Annotated in this window: 13 protein-coding genes; 9 read left to right on the top strand and 4 right to left on the bottom strand. The window is 69.0% G+C overall.

All coding sequences use genetic code 11. The annotated features are described in order from the left end of the window. Positions 1–13: 13 nt before the first annotated feature. From EOT10_RS19115 to EOT10_RS19130, 4 genes are read right to left on the bottom strand one after another with little or no spacing between them, the layout of a single operon-like run. Positions 14–2,422 (bottom strand): AMP-binding protein, encoded by a 2,409-nt coding sequence (locus EOT10_RS19115; protein WP_127829440.1) that lies wholly within the window; start codon positions 2,420–2,422, stop codon positions 14–16. Further along, positions 2,419–3,228, bottom strand: coding sequence for a gamma-glutamyl-gamma-aminobutyrate hydrolase family protein (locus tag EOT10_RS19120; protein ID WP_127829441.1), 810 nt, complete (start codon positions 3,226–3,228; stop codon positions 2,419–2,421). The genes EOT10_RS19115 and EOT10_RS19120 overlap by 4 nt, the downstream gene beginning before the upstream one ends. After that, a complete protein-coding gene (locus EOT10_RS19125; protein WP_127829442.1) occupies positions 3,225–4,598 on the bottom strand; it encodes a glutamine synthetase family protein in 1,374 nt (457 codons plus the stop codon). Before EOT10_RS19125 ends, EOT10_RS19120 begins: the two co-directional genes overlap by 4 nt. Continuing rightward, complete coding sequence (locus tag EOT10_RS19130) at positions 4,591–5,253, bottom strand: hypothetical protein (protein WP_127829443.1); 663 nt, start codon at positions 5,251–5,253, stop codon at positions 4,591–4,593. Before EOT10_RS19130 ends, EOT10_RS19125 begins: the two co-directional genes overlap by 8 nt. A gap of 171 nt (positions 5,254–5,424) precedes the next feature. On the opposite strand from EOT10_RS19130, the gene EOT10_RS19135 reads away from it, so the two are divergent. From EOT10_RS19135 to EOT10_RS19175, 9 genes are all read left to right on the top strand, one after another. Continuing rightward, positions 5,425–6,414, top strand: coding sequence for an alpha/beta hydrolase (locus EOT10_RS19135; RefSeq protein ID WP_127829444.1), 990 nt, complete (start codon positions 5,425–5,427; stop codon positions 6,412–6,414). Between the two features lie 117 nt (positions 6,415–6,531). Beyond that, a complete protein-coding gene (locus tag EOT10_RS19140; protein ID WP_127829445.1) occupies positions 6,532–8,193 on the top strand; it encodes a flavin-containing monooxygenase in 1,662 nt (553 codons plus the stop codon). Then, a complete protein-coding gene (locus EOT10_RS19145; RefSeq protein WP_127829446.1) occupies positions 8,190–8,555 on the top strand; it encodes a hotdog domain-containing protein in 366 nt (121 codons plus the stop codon). The genes EOT10_RS19140 and EOT10_RS19145 overlap by 4 nt, the downstream gene beginning before the upstream one ends. A 314-nt stretch (positions 8,556–8,869) precedes the next feature. After that, positions 8,870–10,432 carry a long-chain-fatty-acid--CoA ligase gene (locus tag EOT10_RS19150; RefSeq protein ID WP_127829447.1) on the top strand — a complete coding sequence of 521 codons (1,563 nt, stop codon included), beginning with the start codon at positions 8,870–8,872 and terminating at the stop codon, positions 10,430–10,432. A gap of 275 nt (positions 10,433–10,707) precedes the next feature. After that, positions 10,708–12,183, top strand: a complete 1,476-nt coding sequence (locus tag EOT10_RS19155; protein ID WP_127829448.1) for an amidohydrolase family protein — start codon at positions 10,708–10,710, stop codon at positions 12,181–12,183. After that, a complete protein-coding gene (locus EOT10_RS19160) occupies positions 12,180–13,322 on the top strand; it encodes a M20 family metallopeptidase (RefSeq protein WP_189491767.1) in 1,143 nt (380 codons plus the stop codon). Before EOT10_RS19155 ends, EOT10_RS19160 begins: the two co-directional genes overlap by 4 nt. A gap of 31 nt (positions 13,323–13,353) precedes the next feature. After that, positions 13,354–14,238 carry a GNAT family N-acetyltransferase gene (locus EOT10_RS19165; protein WP_127829449.1) on the top strand — a complete coding sequence of 295 codons (885 nt, stop codon included), beginning with the start codon at positions 13,354–13,356 and terminating at the stop codon, positions 14,236–14,238. Beyond that, positions 14,235–15,341, top strand: coding sequence for an o-succinylbenzoate synthase (gene menC, locus EOT10_RS19170; protein WP_127829450.1), 1,107 nt, complete (start codon positions 14,235–14,237; stop codon positions 15,339–15,341). Before EOT10_RS19165 ends, menC begins: the two co-directional genes overlap by 4 nt. A gap of 76 nt (positions 15,342–15,417) precedes the next feature. Then, on the top strand, positions 15,418–17,091 hold the full coding sequence (locus EOT10_RS19175; protein ID WP_127829451.1) for a PucR family transcriptional regulator: 1,674 nt from the start codon (positions 15,418–15,420) through the stop codon (positions 17,089–17,091). The last annotated feature ends 8 nt before the right edge of the window (positions 17,092–17,099 follow it).

Here is a 17,099-nt window from a genome sequence, read left to right on the forward strand (position 1 = left end):
CTCAGGGCGGGGCTTACGCGCCGGTGCCCCTGGCGGACAAGAAGCCCCCGATCCCCGCACTGAGGACTCCGCTCTCCCACGCCTTCCACGCAGCGAGGTCCTCACGGGCGAAGGCCGCTTCGACCTCCTCTGTCTGAGGGCGCAGGAGTGCCAGGTGGAGGGCCGTCGTGTTTCCCGCGGGCGTCCACTCGATGACGGTGTCGATGGCCCGGCCGATCAGGGCGTCGGGCTCGACGATCTCGTCCAGGAGCCCGATCCGCAGCGCCTCGTCGGCCAGGACCCGAGGCGATCCGAGCACCATGCGCATCGCATGGCTCCCGATGAGGCGCCTGAGCAGCACGCTGGACGCGTTCGAGATCGTGATGCCCCGGCCGTTCTCCGGCTGGTAGTACTCCGTCGCCCGGGTTCCGATGCGAGCGTCGCAACACAGGGTGATCTCCGAGGCTCCCCCGACCGCGAGTCCGTTGACCGCCGCGACCACGGGTACCTGCGTCTGCAGGATGGCCCGGGTGATGTCGTGGAAGCTCGCGAACGCCTCACGGAGCTCGGCGTCCGTGGACGGCACGCTCTGGAGGTCCTCGCCCGCGGAGAAGGCCCGTCCCTCGCCAGTGAGCACGATCCCGCGCACGCTGTCGCCGGTCCCGAACTCGCGGATGACCGTGGCCAGCCGCAGCCGGGTGGCGACGTCCATGGCGTTGAGCTTCTCGGGACGTCGGAGCGTCAGCACGGCAACGCGACGCATGACGTCGACGTCGAGGAATCCTCCGTCGGAAGCGGTACGTGCCCCCGTCTTGTTCCGTCGTGCACCGAGATCGTGCGTCACGCCGGGATCGTCCACGGCGCGTGCCTTGAGGGCCGGCTTGGAGATGCGTTCGGACGGCGTCCGGGGGAAGTCGGCGACGAACTCCACGTAGCGCGGCACCTTGAACCGAGCGAGTTCCTTGCCGGCCCGCTCGACGATCGCCTCGGCTGTCGCACGATCGGCCGGCACGCCGGCCGCCAGCTGGACGAAGGCCTTGACCTCCTCACCGAGAGTGTCGTCGGGTTCGGCGACGACCGCGGCCGCGACCACCACGTCGTCGCGCTCGAGGGCGGCCTCGACCTCGACGCTCGCGACGTTCTCGCCGCCGCGGCGCACCATGTCCTTGATCCTGCCGACCAGTTGGATGCCGTGGTCGGGCCGTCGGACCACGACGTCACCGGTGTGGAGCCAGCCGTCGCGCAAGACCCTGGCCGCGTCGTCCGGGCGGTTCCAGTAACCGCTCATCATGGGCTTGCCCGAGATGACCAGCTCCCCGGGATCGCCGGCCGGCACCTCGTTGCCGTCGGGGTCGACGACGCGGACCTGCTTCGTCGGCACCGGCCGCCCCAGGCTCCCGCTCCCGACGGCATCAGCGTCGGCGAACGGGCTGAACAGGTCGACACCGGACTCGGTCATCCCGTAGATCTCCCGCCACGGCGCACCCCATCGCTCCTCCAGCTGCGCGTGCAGACCGACGGGAATGCCCGAACAGAGCACGTGGCGTACCTCGTTGTCGCGGTCCTCGGGCGCGGGCGGCTGCTTGAACAACAGCGTGGGCATCGACCCGAGGACGTAGAAGAAGGTCGCGCGGTGCCGGCGGACGTCCGCCATGAAGGTCGACGCGGAGAACCGGGGCAACACGACCAGCGGGGCCCCGATCGTGAGTGCGAGCGCCGTGTTCCACTGCGGATCCATGTAGGAGAACGGCTGCGACGTCAGGAGCACGTCCTCGGTACCGAGTCCGGTCACCGCCGCACAGACCCAGCCCAACCGGACCCAGTAGTCGTGGGTGAGCATGCACGCCTTGGGGAAACCGGTCGTGCCGGAGGTGTACTGCAGGTTCGCCAGCGTCCCTGCATCGACCGGCACCGCCGGCGCCGTCTGCGGGAAGGGCTCGGACCCGTCGTCGGCGACGTCGACGACACGAAGGCCGGCGAGCCCGTCCTCGGTCGCCAGGACGTCGGCGACCAGCCCGGACCGCTCGGAGTCGGTGAAGGCGACGCGCGCACCCGAGTCCCGGAGGACGAAGGCGAGGTCGCCCCGCCGGTAGGAGGAGTTGACCGGAACGGCGACCGCTCCGGCCTTGAGTGCAGCGAGCCAGATGACCGGCCAGTGCACGACGTTCGGGAGCATGATCGCGACACGGTCGCCCGGCTGTACGCCGTCGAGCTCGATCAGCCGGTGCGCCAGCCTGGAACTCCATGTGTCGATGTCGGCGAAGCTCCATGACCGTTCGCCGAAGCGCAGGAACTCCCGTTCCGGTGAATCCTGTGCGCGCTGCGACAGCAGCTCGGTCAGGGTCGGGACGGCGGGGTCCTCGCCGAGCTGTCCGGGCTTCACCACCGGCGCGGGACGTGCCTGGGTGCGACCGGCTTGCTCGGCTGCCACGTTCTCCGTCATCGCAAGCTCCTGTGCGTCTGTTCACCGCGGCGGGCCGCGAGCAGCTCCGCCGCGGCCTGGACGATCCATGTCAGCGCCGGGTCTGCGCTCTTCATCCACTCCGGGTGCCACTGGACTCCGAGCACCGGAGTACCGGGGAGCTCCACCGACTCGATCACGCCGTCGCTCGTGCGTCCGGTCACGACCAGGCCGGCGCCGCAGCGGTCGACGGCCTGGTGGTGCCAGGAGTTGGTCAGCGCGTGCTCGCCGAACAGGCCGGCGGCGATCGAGCCCTTCTCGAAGGTCACGAGGTGATCAGTAGTGCCGTCGGTCGGCGCAGCCTCTGTGGACAGGTGCCTCACGGAGCCGGGCGGAAGATCGGCGACGAGCGTGCCGCCGAGGGCGATGTTGAGCACCTGCAGGCCGCGGCACACACCCAGCACGGGAATCCCCCGCTCCAGCGCGGCTCGGACGAGCTCGATCTCGTACTCGTCCCGAGCCACGTCGTGGACCATCAGGTCCGTCCGTGGATCGACGTCGCGGACCACTGACGTGTCGCCGCCCCAGCACGCCGGATGGACGTCCTGTCCGCCGGTGATCACCACGCCGGACAGCCACTGGCAGATGTCCGTCGCGTCGGTGTCGTACGACAGGTGCACCGGAAGTCCGCCGGCCTGCGCGATGTGGCTCGCGAAGTCCGACATGTAGCTGTCGGTGCAACGGTCGCCGTACCGCTTGTCGGCTCCCTCGAGCAGTTCCAGCCGGTACCGGCGCCCGGTGATGCCGAGCAGCGGGCGCACCGTCGCGGCCTCCTCACGCGCGCTCACGGGAGTTCGAAGTAGCGAGTCGACTCCCACGGCGAGAGCTCGGCGAACGGGTCGCCGCCGGCGGTGTGGAACTGCATCCACTCCCACTTGCGCGACGCGACCCAGCAGTCGACGAACTCGTCGCCCAGGAGCTCGCGCAGGATCGGGTCGGCGTCCAGGGCCGCCGCGGCCTTCGTGATGGTGTCCGGGATCCGCTCGATGCCCAGGCCCGGCGGCAGGCACCACGCCATGTCGGTGACCTGCTCGGGCGGGTCGATCTTCCGCTCGACACCGGCGATGACGCCGGCGAGCACGCCCGCGAGCGCGAGGTAGAGGTTCGCGTCCGCGCCCGGGAGGCGGTATTCGAGGCGGGAGTACTTGGGGTGTCCGCAGACGGCGCGCACCGCGGCGGTCTTGTTGCTGATGCCCCAACTGATCGTGACCGGCGGCCCACTGAGGTCGACAAGTCGCCGGTACGACGTGATCTGCGGCAACACGATCGAGGTGTTGCCCTCCATCGTCGCCAGCAGCCCACCGATGGCGTGCAGCATCGTGTCCGACGGTCCGTTCTCGGCGTAGAACGCGTTGGCACCGTCGCGCTGCAGGGAGAGGTTGATGTGGGATGCCTGGCCGTAACCGGCGGTGGGCTTGGCCATGAAGGTCACGCTGTGCCCGCGCTCGAACGCGACCTCGCGCATGATCTGGCGGGTCCGCGCCCAGGCGTCGCCGACCTTGATCGGATCGCCCGGTGAGATGTTGAGCTCGATCTGACCGGCGGCGTCCTCGTCGCTCCAGGCCTCCCACTCGATGCCGACCTCGTCGAGGCGGTCGGCCACGGCGTTCATGTAGTCGGTCCAGTCCTTCGACTTGGCGAGGTGGTACGCCGTGCCCGCGCTGCCGCCCAAGGGGGTCAGGTCGCGGTACCCGCGGGCGCGCGCCTCGTGGATCGACTCCTCGAAGACGGTCGCCTCGATCTCGACCGCGACGGTCGCGGTGAATCCGAGCCCTGCCAGACGCTCGACCATCTTCCGCACGAGGTTGCGCGGACAGATCGGGACCGGCGTGCCGTCCTTGAGCCAGTAGTCACCGATGACCGCGTCCAGGCCCGGCTTCCACTCGACCAGGGTCGACACGTCGGGGCGGAGGTAGACGTCGTCGAGGTGGCCACGCCAGGCGGGGTAGGCGGCACCGAAGGCGGGGAGGTTGCCGAGGTCGAGGCCGAACAGGAGATCTGCGAAGGCGAACCCTGCGTCCTTGCCCGCCGCGTACTTCTTGGGCGAGACGTTCTTGCCGAGGAAGCATCCCTCGTGATTCGTCGCCTCGAGCCGGACGGCTCGCGTGCCGGAGTCGCGGAGCGGCGCGCTCGTGGCCGAGGTGGTGAGTTCAGACATCGTAACGAACCTTCCAGGACGCGCCGGTCATCACCGACAGCTGCGAGAGGGTGCCCTGGATGCCCAGGGCACCCGAGGACAGGACAGCGAAGAGGTCGTCCGCACCGCAGAACACAGCGGCGAGCGTCTCGGGAGCTCCGGCGATCAGGTACTGCGTGGGGCCGTCGCCGAGCACGGCCTGCTCCAGGCCCTCGGGCCCTTCGGTGACCGCGATCAGCACGTCGGGAATGCCCGGCAGTGAACGTGTCGCGTCCCAGAACCGCTGAGCGGCATCACGCCATCCGGGCAGCGGCGGGGTGAGCGCCTGCAGGACGCCCCCTGCCAGGCCGGCGTCACCGGAGGGATCCGCTGTCGGCGCGAAACGCGCGTTGAGGTCGACCGTCACGGCGGCGTCCGGCTCGACCAGCACGCCGCTGGAGACGTCGATTCCGTTGGCGCCGAAGCTGATCGTCGCGGCCTGGGGCGTGTCGTGGGAGTGAATCGCAACGGTGCCGGTCGACCGGTTCAGGGTGTCGACGGCATGCCCGGTCCGGGCGGAGTCACGCAGCGTGCGGCCGATCAGTCGCACGAGGGGACTCGCATCGTCCTCGATCCTGACGTCGACATCTGCGGCACCCGCAGATGTCGACGTGGGGGCCGTCATGGTTCCGCTCATCCTTCGGTCCTTTCGACTTCACGAGCCACGCGACCCGGTATGGGCGCCGCACGGGCTCTGGCAATCCGCGATTTCTTAGTCATCTGACTCAAACGCGTGACTAGGATGTTGGGGCACGGTTCACAACCTGTCAACACCCCCCTTGCCACCTCGCCGGAAAGGCCCCCGCGCATGACCAAGCCAGTCCCACCGAACTGGGAGCGCCTCGACGCCGACGCGCTGCTCGTCGCCCAGGCGATCGCCGAGGCGCTGACCACACCTGTCCGCGAGCTCGGAGCCCAGGCGGCGCGCGAGCTGCTCGCGAGCACGCCGTCCGACCGCCCGCTGACACCCCTCGACCGGATCGAGGCGGTGACCGTCCCGACCCGTTCCGGACCACTGCGCGCGCGCCTCTACCACCCACCCGGCTCGCCGGCCAAGGACCTGCGGCCGGCCCTGCTGTATCTCCACGGCGGCGGATTCGTTCTCGGAACCCTTGACGGAGTGGACGAGGTCTGCCGCGCCATCGCCGCTCGCTCCGGGTGGGCGGTGCTCTCCCTGGAGTACCGGCTCGCCCCGGAGCACCCCTACCCGGCGGCCTTCGAGGACTCGCTCGACGCACTGGCCTGGCTCCGCAGGTCAGCCCTCGATGCGGGCATCGATCCGGACATGATCGCCGTCGGCGGCGACTCCGCAGGCGGCAACCTCACCGCTGCGCTCTGCCTCCACCTCCGGGACCGCGGACTCCCGCTCCCCGCATCGCAGCTCCTCGTCTATCCCGCGGTCGACGACCGGTTCTCCACGCCGTCCTGGACCCGGTTCGCCGACGCGCCCCTGCTGACCACAGCCGATGCACGCTGGCTCTGGGAGCAATACGTCGGCCCGCACCAGGACGGCGTCGATCAGTACGCAGCCCCCATGAAGGCGGCGTCCCTCCGTGGATTGCCGCCGGCCCTGGTCCTCACCGCCGAGGTCGACCCTCTGCGTGACGACGCCGAGGCGTACGCCGAACGACTGCGACACGACGGCGTACCCACCACCGCCATTCGCCACTCGGGCGTGTTCCACGGCTTCTTCACCGAGGTCGGCGTCTTCGCCAAGACCGACGCGGCGATCGACGACGTGGTCCGGCATCTGCGAGGCGTCGCCGCCGCCCGCGCCGCATCGACCTCGACTCCTTGATGACAGCCGGGCATTGACGAGGTCATGGCCCGTAGCTACATTCTTGGTCATCCGACATAGTCAAATGACTAGCTCAGTGCTGTCTGTCAGCCCCTTGGACACGAGAAGGCAGAGAACATGACCGCAACCTCTTCCACGCCCCCGATCGTCGACGTTCTGTGCGTCGGTGCCGGGTTCTCCGGCCTGTACGCCGCCTACAAGGCGGCCGAGCAGGGCTGGACGTTCGCCGGGTTCGAGACCGCCCCTGATGTCGGCGGCACCTGGTTCTGGAACACGTATCCCGGCGCCCGATGTGACGTCGAAAGCGTCTACTACTCGTACTCGTTCAGCGAGGAACTCCAGCAGGAGTGGACCTGGAGCGAGCGCTTCGCCCCGCAGGCGGAGATCCTGAGCTACATCAACCACGTCGCCGACCGCTTCGACCTTCGTCGGCACTTCCGGTTCAACACCAAAGTAATCGCGGCGCATTGGCTTCCGGACGAGCACCTGTGGGAGCTGACCCTCGACTCCGGCGACACCCGCCGTGGTCGCTACCTCCTGGCCGGCTCGGGCGGACTGTCGACGCCGAAGGACTTCGACGTGCCGGGCCTGGAGAACTTCACCGGGCTTACGGTGTCGACGAGCCGCTGGACGATCTCGCTCGACGACCTCGCCGGCAAGCGGGTCGCCGTCATCGGCACGGGATCGTCGGGCGTGCAGTGCATCCCGCTCATCGCCGAAGTGGCCGACCACCTGACCGTCTTTCAGCGGACCCCGAACTACGTCTTCCCCGCCCGCAACGCCCCACTGCCCGCGCAGACAGTTGCCGAGATCAAGAGCGACTACCCCGCCATCCGCGAGGAGTGCCGGCAGTCCCCCGGCGGCATCCCGGACCGCCCGGTGACCGACTGCGCCTTCGACGTCTCCGCCGAGGAGCGTCAGGAGCGCTACGAGCGGGCCTACGAACGCAGCGGATTCCAGGGCGTCGGCGGGGAGTTCGCCGACCTCCTCACCGACCCGGAGGCCAACGAGACCGCGGCGGAGTTCGTGCGTCAGAAGATCCGTCAGATCGTCGATGATCCGCGGACCGCGTCCCTGCTCGAGCCCCGGTTCCACCCGTTGGGCGCCAAGCGCAGCTGCTTCGGAACCGACTTCTACGAGACGTTCAATCGTCCGAACGTCTCGCTCGTGTCGCTGCGTGATGAGCCGATCGCGACCATGACCTCCGACAGCATCATCACCGAGCGCGGCTCCTACGACGTCGACGCCATCGTTCTCGCGATCGGTTTCGACGCCTTCACCGGCCCCCTGTACGCACTCAACGTCACGACGCCGGAGGCAGGCACGCTCCAGGATGCATGGAGCGACGGCGTACGCACCTACCTGGGCACCATGACCGCCGGATTCCCCAACTTCTTCATGATCGCCGGCCCCCAGAGCCCCGCACTCGCGAGCAACGTCGTCGTGACGATCGAGCAGGCGGTCGACTGGATCACCGACCTGATCGCGCATGCCAAGACCGAAGGCAGCGATGTCGTCGAACCCACCACCGAGGCCCAGGACGACTGGGTGAGCATCACCGAGGCCACGGTCGGCCAGACGCTGTACGCGACCACCGACTCCTGGTACCGCGGCTCCAACGTGACCGGCAAGCCGACCACCTTCCTCGGCTACGTGGGCGGCGTCGGCAAGTACCGCCGCATGTGCACCGAGATCGCCAAGCGCGGCTACCCCGGCGTCAGGATCGGCGGAGAGGCCGTTACACCCGGGATCGGCCGTATCGACGAGGAGATCGCGTGAACGTCGTCCACCAGCGGTACGTCGCCTCCTCCGATGCCCACTACGCCGGCAACCTCGTCGACGGTGCGTTCAGCCTGAAGTTGTTCGGTGATGCCGGCACACACTTGGCGATCGCCACCGACGGCCACGAAAGTCTGTTCGTCGGGTACTCCTCGGTCGAGTTCCTCGCTCCGGTCCGCGGCGGAGACGTCATCGAAGTCGAGGCGCGCCTCGCGTCCAGAGGCAACCGGAGTCGAACGGTCGATTTCGAGCTGCGCATCATCTGCCGCTCCCTGGACGAGACCGGTCGAGCGAAGGTACTGGCCGAGCCCATCGTGGCCACCCGGGCGCGAGGGACAGGTGTCGTGCCGGCCGGCGCGTAAGCGACGGCAGGCGGCAGGCATGCAGCGAAGCATCACTTGGCGTGAGTACCAGTACGGCTGGTAGCCGCCGTTCTTCCCACCGACCTTCATCCGAGAGGTAGGTCACGCTCACCCGAGATCGTGGCCGATGCCGCCGTCTCCGCGACACCGGAGTCACCGACCTCTCGCCCTACGGCGGCACGGGGTATCTCGAGTACGACATCTTCGTCGATCGATCGAGACGACGACGTACACGGCCGCGCCGGCGGCGAGGCGCGGACCCCACGATCCATCCGCGGGCGAACAAGCCCGCCGCGAGGCTCTGAGGAGTCACCATGCTGAACCTGTCGATCCTGCTCGAGGATTCCGCCCGCAAGTACCCCGACCGCGAAGCTGTCGTACTGGGCCCGACCCGCCTGACGTACAGCCAGGTGAACGCCGCGGCCAACCAGGTCGCGAACCTGCTCGTGGAACGCGGGATCGGCCCCGGTGACAGGGTGGCCCTCAGCTGCCCGAACCTGCCGCACTTCCCGGTCGTCTACTACGGCATCATCAAGACCGGCGCAGTCGTCGTCCCGCTCAACGTCCTCCTGAAAAGCCGCGAGATCGCCTACCACCTGGACGACGCCGACGTGAAGGCCTACTTCTGCTTCGAGGGCACCGCCGAGTTGCCCATGAGCGCCGAGGGCTTCGCCGGCTTCCAGCAGGTCGACGCCGTCGAGCACTTCTTCGTGATCACCGATGATCCGGCCGCTCCCAGTCCCATCGACGGCGTCGAGACGCTCGGCAGTGTCCTGGCCGGCCACAGCACAACGTACGACTCGGTGACGACCGAGCCCACCGACACGGCGGTCATCCTCTACACCTCCGGGACCACCGGACAGGCCAAGGGCGCAGAGCTGTCGCACGCCAACACGGTGATGAACGTGCTGGCATGCAACCGCCTGTTCCGCAGCACGCCGGCTTCCGACAGCCACCTGCTCTGCCTCCCGCTCTTCCACACCTTCGGTGCCACAGTGCAGATGCACGCAGGCTTCTCGATGGCCGCCACCCTCTACCTCGTCCCTCGCTTCGATGCGCGCGAAGTCGTCGGCCTGATGGGCCGCGAGCCCATCACGTTCTTCGCCGGCGTACCCACCATGTGGTGGGGGCTCTTGAACGCGCTCAGCGACGACATCGACGTCAAGCGCATCGCGAGCAACCTCCGGATCGGCATCTCCGGAGGTGCCGCACTCCCGATGGAGATGGCCCACCAGATCGAACAGCGCCTCGGGATCACGGTGCTCGAGGGATACGGACTGTCGGAGACATCTCCCGTCGCGACGTTCAGCGACCCCGACCTCGACCCACGCCCGGGATCGATCGGGGTGCCCATCTGGGGCGTCGAACTGAAACTCGTCGACGCCGACTGGACCGAGGTGACCGAGAGCGGCGAGGTCGGCGAAATCGCGGTCAAGGGCCACAACGTGATGAAGGGCTACTACGGCCGGCCGGAAGCCACCGCCGAGGTCATGCGCGATGGATGGCTCCGCACAGGCGACCTCGCACGACGCGACGAGGACGGCTTCTACTACATCGTCGACCGGTCGAAGGACCTCATCATCAGAGGCGGCTTCAACGTCTATCCGCGTGAGATCGAAGAAGTCCTGATGAAGCACCCGGAGGTCAGCTTGGCCGCCGTCATCGGCGTACCTCACGACAGCCACGGCGAGGAGATCAAGGCCTACGTCATCCTGCAGCCCGGTTCCTCCCTCACCACCGACGAGCTCGTCGCCTGGGCCAAGGGAGAGATGGCGTCCTACAAGTACCCGCGCACCGTCGAGTTCGTGGCCGGCCTGCCGATGACCGCCACCGGAAAGATCCTCAAGCGCGAGCTGGCCCGCAGAACCAAGCAGTGAGGCAGCTGAGTTGCCGGCCTTGCAACACGAGAATGCGGTGCTGCGTCGACAGCTGCCCTGGGGGGGGGAGCGACCCTCAAGGCAATCTCATCGCGGCTCAACTGCCGCTTTCGCAACACGCCCTGGCCGGTGTCGTAAGTGGATAGGCGCCTGCCGGGAGAGCGGTTCGTGCGGATGGATGGACCGAGGGCCCCGGATTCGTAGCGCGGTACGAACGGTCGGTCCGAGAAAGCTCCTAGGGTCGCCATGAACGAGGCGATCCTAGGAGGCGAAGCATGCGGACACTCTTGCGTGGCGGTCGTGTCATCGACCCGGCGACGGGGTTCGACGGTACGGCCGACGTGCTGGTATCCGACGGGGTGGTCACCGCCGTCGGGGAAGGTCTGACCGCGGGGCCCGGCGATGTGGAGATCGATGTCTCCGGGCTCGTCGTGGGACCGGGCTTCATCGACCTGCACAGCCACGTGCACACCATCGCGGGCCAGCGGTTGCAGGCGATGGACGGCGTGACGACCGCGCTCGACCTCGAAGCCGGTCTGATGCCGATCGAGCGCGCCTACGCCGAGGCCGCGGCGGCGGGACGTCCGCTGCACTACGGGTTCTCCGCGTCCTGGGGTGCCGCGCGGGCGCAGGTGCTCGCCGGGATCGAGCCGGACGCGAATATCGACAGCGGGCTTGCCGTCCTCGGAAACCCGGCCTGGCAACGGTCTTCGTCGCCGAAGGAGATGGCGGCCTGGCTGTCCCTCGTGGACGGTGAGCTGGCCGCGGGCGCGCTCGGCGTCGGTGTGCTCCTCGGTTACGCGCCCGACACCGACCCCGGTGAGTTCCTCGCGCTGGCCCGACTCGCCAAAGAGGCCGGTGCGCCGACCTACACCCACGTCCGTGAACTGGTCGAGGTGAATCCGGAGACACCCATCGACGGTTCGGCGGAAATCGCGATCGTCGCGGCCGAGACCGGTGCCGCGATGCACCACTGCCACGTGAACAGCACGTCCGGCCACCAGATCGAGCGGGTGCTCGCGGCGCTCGAAACCGGCCGCGCGGCCGGATCACGGGTGACCGTCGAGGCCTATCCCTACGGTGCGGGCAGCACGGGGATCGGCGCGGCGTTCCTTTCACCCGAACGCTTGAAGATGAAGGGCCTGACCCCGTCCAGTGTGATCATGCTCGAGTCGGGGGAGCGTATCGCCGACGCAGGCCGTCTGCTCCAGGTGCGTGCCGAGGATCCGGGCGCACCGTGCATCCTGGAGTTCCTCGACGAGAGCAGCCCGCACGACCTCGGCCTGCTGCAGAAGGCGCTCGCGTTCCCCGACGCCATCGTCGCCAGCGACGCGCTGCCCGTGTACTGGAAGAACGGCACCAGCGAGAGCACCGAATGGCCGCTGCCACGCGGTGGCGCGACACATCCGCGCACGGCGGGGACCTACGCCAAGACGTTGCGCCTGATGGTGCGCGAGAGCAAGGCCTGGACCTGGCTGGAGGCGTTCCGGCGCTGCTCCTACCTGCCGGCGCGGGTGCTCGACGAGGTCGCGCCCGGGGCACTGGCCAAGGGACGGCTCGGCGTCGGCGCCGACGCCGACATCGTCGTCCTCGACCCGAACGCCATCACTGACGCGGCGACCTACTTCGATTCGACGCGGCCATCGGTCGGAGTCCGGCATCTGTTCGTCTCGGGCGTTCCGGTCGTCACCGACGGGAACCTGCGCACCGACGCCTTCCCCGGCAAGCCGTTGCGCGGTGAGCCGCGATGAGCGACCTGCTGGCCGACATCGAGACGCTCGTCCGTTGCGAGTCCCCGTCGTCGGATCACAAAGCGGTGGCCCGCAGCGCCGAAGTGGTGGCCGACGTGGGCCGGAGACTGCTCGGTGCGGAGCCGGAGAGGATCGTCGTCGACGGAGTCACGCACCTGCGCTGGCGGTTCGGTGACGGGCCGCCTCGTGTGCTGTTGCTCGGTCACCACGACACGGTGTGGCCCCACGGTTCGCTGGAGACGCATCCGTTCTCCGTACGGGACGGGGTGTTGCGCGGTCCCGGCTGCTTCGACATGAAGGCAGGGGTCGTGATGGCACTGCACGCCGCCGCGACGCTGCCCGACCGTGACGGACTGTCCATTCTGGTCACCGGTGACGAGGAGATCGGCTCGCCGTCCTCCCGTGCGCTGATCGAAGAAGCCGCGGCCGGCTGTGACGCGGCCTTCGTGCTGGAGGCTTCGGCCGACGGCGGCGCGCTGAAGTGCCGCCGCAAAGGCGTTTCCCACTACCGGGTCGAGGTGACCGGCCGCGCCGCCCATGCCGGGCTCGAACCGGAGAAGGGGATCAACGCGGGAATCGAGGTCGCGCACCAGATCCTCGCGGTGGCCGCGCTCGCCGACCCTGGGGCGGGCACCAGTGTGACACCCACCGTCGTCTCGGCGGGAACGACGGTCAACACCGTTCCCGCCGCCGCGAACGTGGCGGTCGACGTCCGCGTGTGGAACGTGGCCGAGCAACTCCGCGTCGACAGGGCCATGCGGGCTCTCCGTCCGGCACTGGAAGACGCCGAGGTCCGCGTGACCGGCGGGATCAACCGGCCGCCGCTCGAAGGAAGTTCATCGGCGGGACTCTTCTCGCTGGCACGGGAACTGGCAGGCGAACTCGGTCTCGGAGAACTGACTTCCGTGGCGGTCGGTGGTGCCTCGGACGGCAATTACACCGCGGGGATCGGAATCCCGACCCTGGACGGTCTCGGTGCCGTCGGCGGCGGGGCCCACGCGGATCACGAACACGTCGTCGTCGCGGAACTACCGAGACGCACCGCGTTGCTGGCCGCACTCGTGGAGAACGTGCTCGCGAAGCGGAATCCGTCCGGTGCGACGAAACCCGCGGGCCAATCTGGTGAGGCACGACGGTGACTCAACCGTCGAGCCGGGAAAGGACTGTCCCGTGACAAATCTTGCGATGAACGCGGAAAGCCTGGCCTCCCGGGAGGTGCGTGACGAAGCGGTCGCCGCCGCGCGGGCCGCGGCCGTGGCTTCGGGCATCGAAATCCGCGAACTCACCGAAATCGCCGATCTGGCCGCGGTGGTCGGTCTGTTCGAATCGATCTGGCAGTCCGCGCCCGGCGCCCGGCCGGTGAGCACGGAGCTGCTTCGCGCGATGTCCACGGCCGGGAACTACGTCACCGGCGCGTTCGAGCACGGCGAACTCCTGGGGGCCTGCTTCGGCTTCTTCGGGAACCCTGGGAAAGCGAGTCTGCACAGCCACATCGCCGGCGTCGCCAAGGCAGGTGCCGGCCGGGGCATCGGGCACGCGCTCAAACTGCACCAGCGCGGCTGGGCGCTGCTCCAGGACGTCTCGTTGATCACCTGGACCTTCGACCCGCTGGTGCGGCGCAACGCCTACTTCAATCTGGGGAAACTCGGGGCGCGCCCGATCGGCTACCTGCCCGACTTCTACGGTCCGATGGAGGACAGCATCAACGGCTCGGGCGACACCGACCGGCTGATGGTCGGCTGGGATCTGACGAGCCCGGCAGTCCGTGCCGCTGCCTTCGGTGAACCCGTGCTGATCGACGCGGAAGCATCGGGCGCGGCGAAGGCACTGTCGGTCGACTCCGACGGCGGTCCGAGGATCGGATCCGCCGACGCGCCGACCGTGCTCGTCGCCGTCCCGCCCGACATCGAACGTTTGCGCCGCTCCGATCCCGGTCGCGGCAAGGCGTGGCGCGTCGCCCTGCGTGAAGTCCTCGGCGGACTGATGGCGGACAACGCCCACGTCGCCGGTTTCGATCGTCCCGGCTGGTACGTGATCTCGAAGGAGCAGTCGTGAAACTCAGCGGTGTGGAACTGCGCCGGGTCCGGATGCCGCTCGTGGCTCCGTTCCGGACATCGTTCGGGACACAGGCCGAACGGGAACTGCTGCTCGTCCGCGCCGTGACCTCGGCGGCCGAGGGCTGGGGCGAATGCGTCGCGATGGAGGCGCCGCTCTACTCGTCGGAGTACAACGACGCCGCCGAACATGTGCTGCGGAACCATCTGATCCCGGCGCTACTGGCGGCCGAGGACGTGACCGCGTACAAGGTGACGCCGTTGCTGGCGAAGTTCAAGGGCCACCGGATGGCCAAGGGTGCTCTGGAGATGGCGGTTCTCGACGCCGAACTCCGCGCCCACGAGCGGTCGTTCGCGGCCGAACTGGGGTCCGTCCGCGACTCGGTGGCCTGCGGGGTCTCGGTCGGGATCATGGACTCGATCCCGCGGCTGCTCGACGTCGTCGGCGGTTACCTCGACGAGGGCTACGTCCGGATCAAGCTGAAGATCGAACCCGGCTGGGACGTCGAGCCGGTGCGCCGGGTGCGGGAGCGCTTCGGTGACGACGTGCTGCTGCAGGTCGACGCGAACACCGCGTACACCCTGGGCGACGCTCCCCTGCTGTCCCGGCTCGACTCGTTCGACCTACTGCTGATCGAGCAGCCGCTCGAAGAAGAGGACGTGCTCGGCCACGCCGAACTGGCCAAGCGCATCCGGACCCCGATCTGCCTCGACGAGTCGATCGTGTCCGCGAAGGCCGCGGTGGACGCGATCCGACTCGGCGCCTGCCAGATCGTCAACATCAAACCGGGTCGCGTCGGTGGCTACCTCGAAGCCCGCCGGGTGCACGACGTCTGCGCGGCACACGGGGTCGCGGTGTGGTGTGGCGGGATGATCGAGACCGGGCTCGGCCGGGCGGCCAACGTCGCGCTGGCCTCGCTGCCCGGCTTCACGCTGCCGGGTGACACCTCGGCGTCCGGCCGGTTCTACCGCACCGACATCACCGAACCGTTCGTGCTGGACGGCGGGCATCTGCCGGTGCCGACCGGGCCGGGCCTCGGGGTGACCCCGATTCCCGACCTGCTGGACGAGGTCACCATCGGGAAAACGTGGATCGCTTCGTAGCGGCCCACGGATTCCGGGGCTATATGTAGTCGGATCGAACCAGTCGGTTCGACGAGGCCGGGTCTACCTTCGGGGGGTGCTGACACCGGTGCCCAGTGGGCCGCAGACGAGTTTGGGGCGCGTCCTCGAAGACCTCGGGGACGTGCTCCTGGATCCGGTCGCGGTCGGCCGGACCACCCGCAAGCAGCTCGGCGGGGTGGTCATCCACGATCCGCACGACGAATCCGAAATCCCTGACGGGGCCGTCGTGCTCGGCGTCGGGGTGCGGGAGCAGGACGAGGTCGTCCGCCTTCTGCACGACGTGGGTGCACGGGGCGCGGCGGCGCTCGTCGTCCGGTCCCCCGTCACCCCGACGCCCGAACTCCGGCGTGCCGCGGACTCTTCCGGGGTCGCCCTGCTCGGGCTCGCGCGAGGCGCGTCCTGGGCTCAGCTCGCCGCCATGCTCAGGACCTTGCTCGCCGAGGAGGACGTCGGCGAGGTCTCGCCGCAGACCCTCGGCGGAATCCCGTCGGGCGATCTCTTCGCACTGGCCAACGCGATCGCCGCGCTCCTGGACGCGCCGGTGACCATCGAGGACCGCAACTCCCGGGTCCTGGCGTTCTCCGGACGTCAGGACGAAGCGGACCCTTCCCGGGTGGAGACCATCCTCGGCAGACAGGTGCCGGAGCGGTTCACCCGCGGCCTGGAACGCGACGGCGTCTTCGAGAAGCTGTACCGCGACCACACTCCCGTGTACGTCGATCCGAGACGCTACGACGACAACGCGATCGCAATACCGCGCGTGGCGCTCGCCGTCCGCGCGGGCGACGAGGTACTCGGGTCGGTCTGGGCGGCGGTCCGGGAGCCGCTCAGCGAGGAGCGGACCCAGGCGTTGATCGACGCCACCAAACTCGTCGCGTTGCACATGCTCCGGCTGCGCGCGGGCGCCGACGTCGAACGGCGACTGCGCGCGGACCTGGTGAGCACGGCGCTCGAAGGCGGCGCCGAGGCGCCGGAGGCCATCGCCCGCCTCGGGTTGCTCGGCCGGCCGTCGATCGTGCTCGCCATGGGCCTGCTCGGCGCGCCCGCGCTCGAGGACGATCTCCGACTTGTGGCGGATCGTCAGCGGGTCGCCGACGCGCTGGCCATGCACCTCAGTGCCGTCCAGCCGCGCTCCGCCGTCGCGCTCGTGGGTGACGTCGCTTACGGCATCGTCCCGATGCCCGGCGGCCGAGCCGACTGCCAGGAGCGCTCGGTGCGGGTCGCCTCGACCTTCCTGGAACGCACGGGACGCCGGACGGCGGCCGCGATCGGAATCGGACCGCTCGCGCTCGACGGCTCCGGTCTGCGTGCCTCGCGCGACGGTGCCGACAGGGCGTTGCGCGTGCTGCTCACCAACGGTGGCGCCAAACGCGTCGCGACCGCCGACGACGTCCACGTCGACGCCCTCATACTGGAACTGGCCGATCTCGCCGCGGCCAGAGGAGGCGTCGCGACAGGACCTGTCGCGCGGTTGCTCTCCTACGACGCCCAGCACCAGTCACAACTGGTGCACACCCTCCGGTGCTGGCTGGACGCCTTCGGGGACATCGGCGCCGCGTCCACGTCGGCCTACGTGCATCCGAACACCTTCCGCTACCGATTGCGGCGGCTCGCCGAAGTCGGCGAGATCGACCTCGACGACCCGAGGGAGAGGTTCGCCGCGATGCTGCAACTCCGGCTGTTGCCCCGTGATGCGCGGACCGCGCCGCCGGACGCCGAAGACTCCTGACCGCCGGC

Source organism: Streptomyces antnestii (assembly GCF_004005495.1).
In the GTDB taxonomy this organism is placed as follows: Bacteria; Actinomycetota; Actinomycetes; order Streptomycetales; family Streptomycetaceae; genus Streptomyces; species Streptomyces antnestii.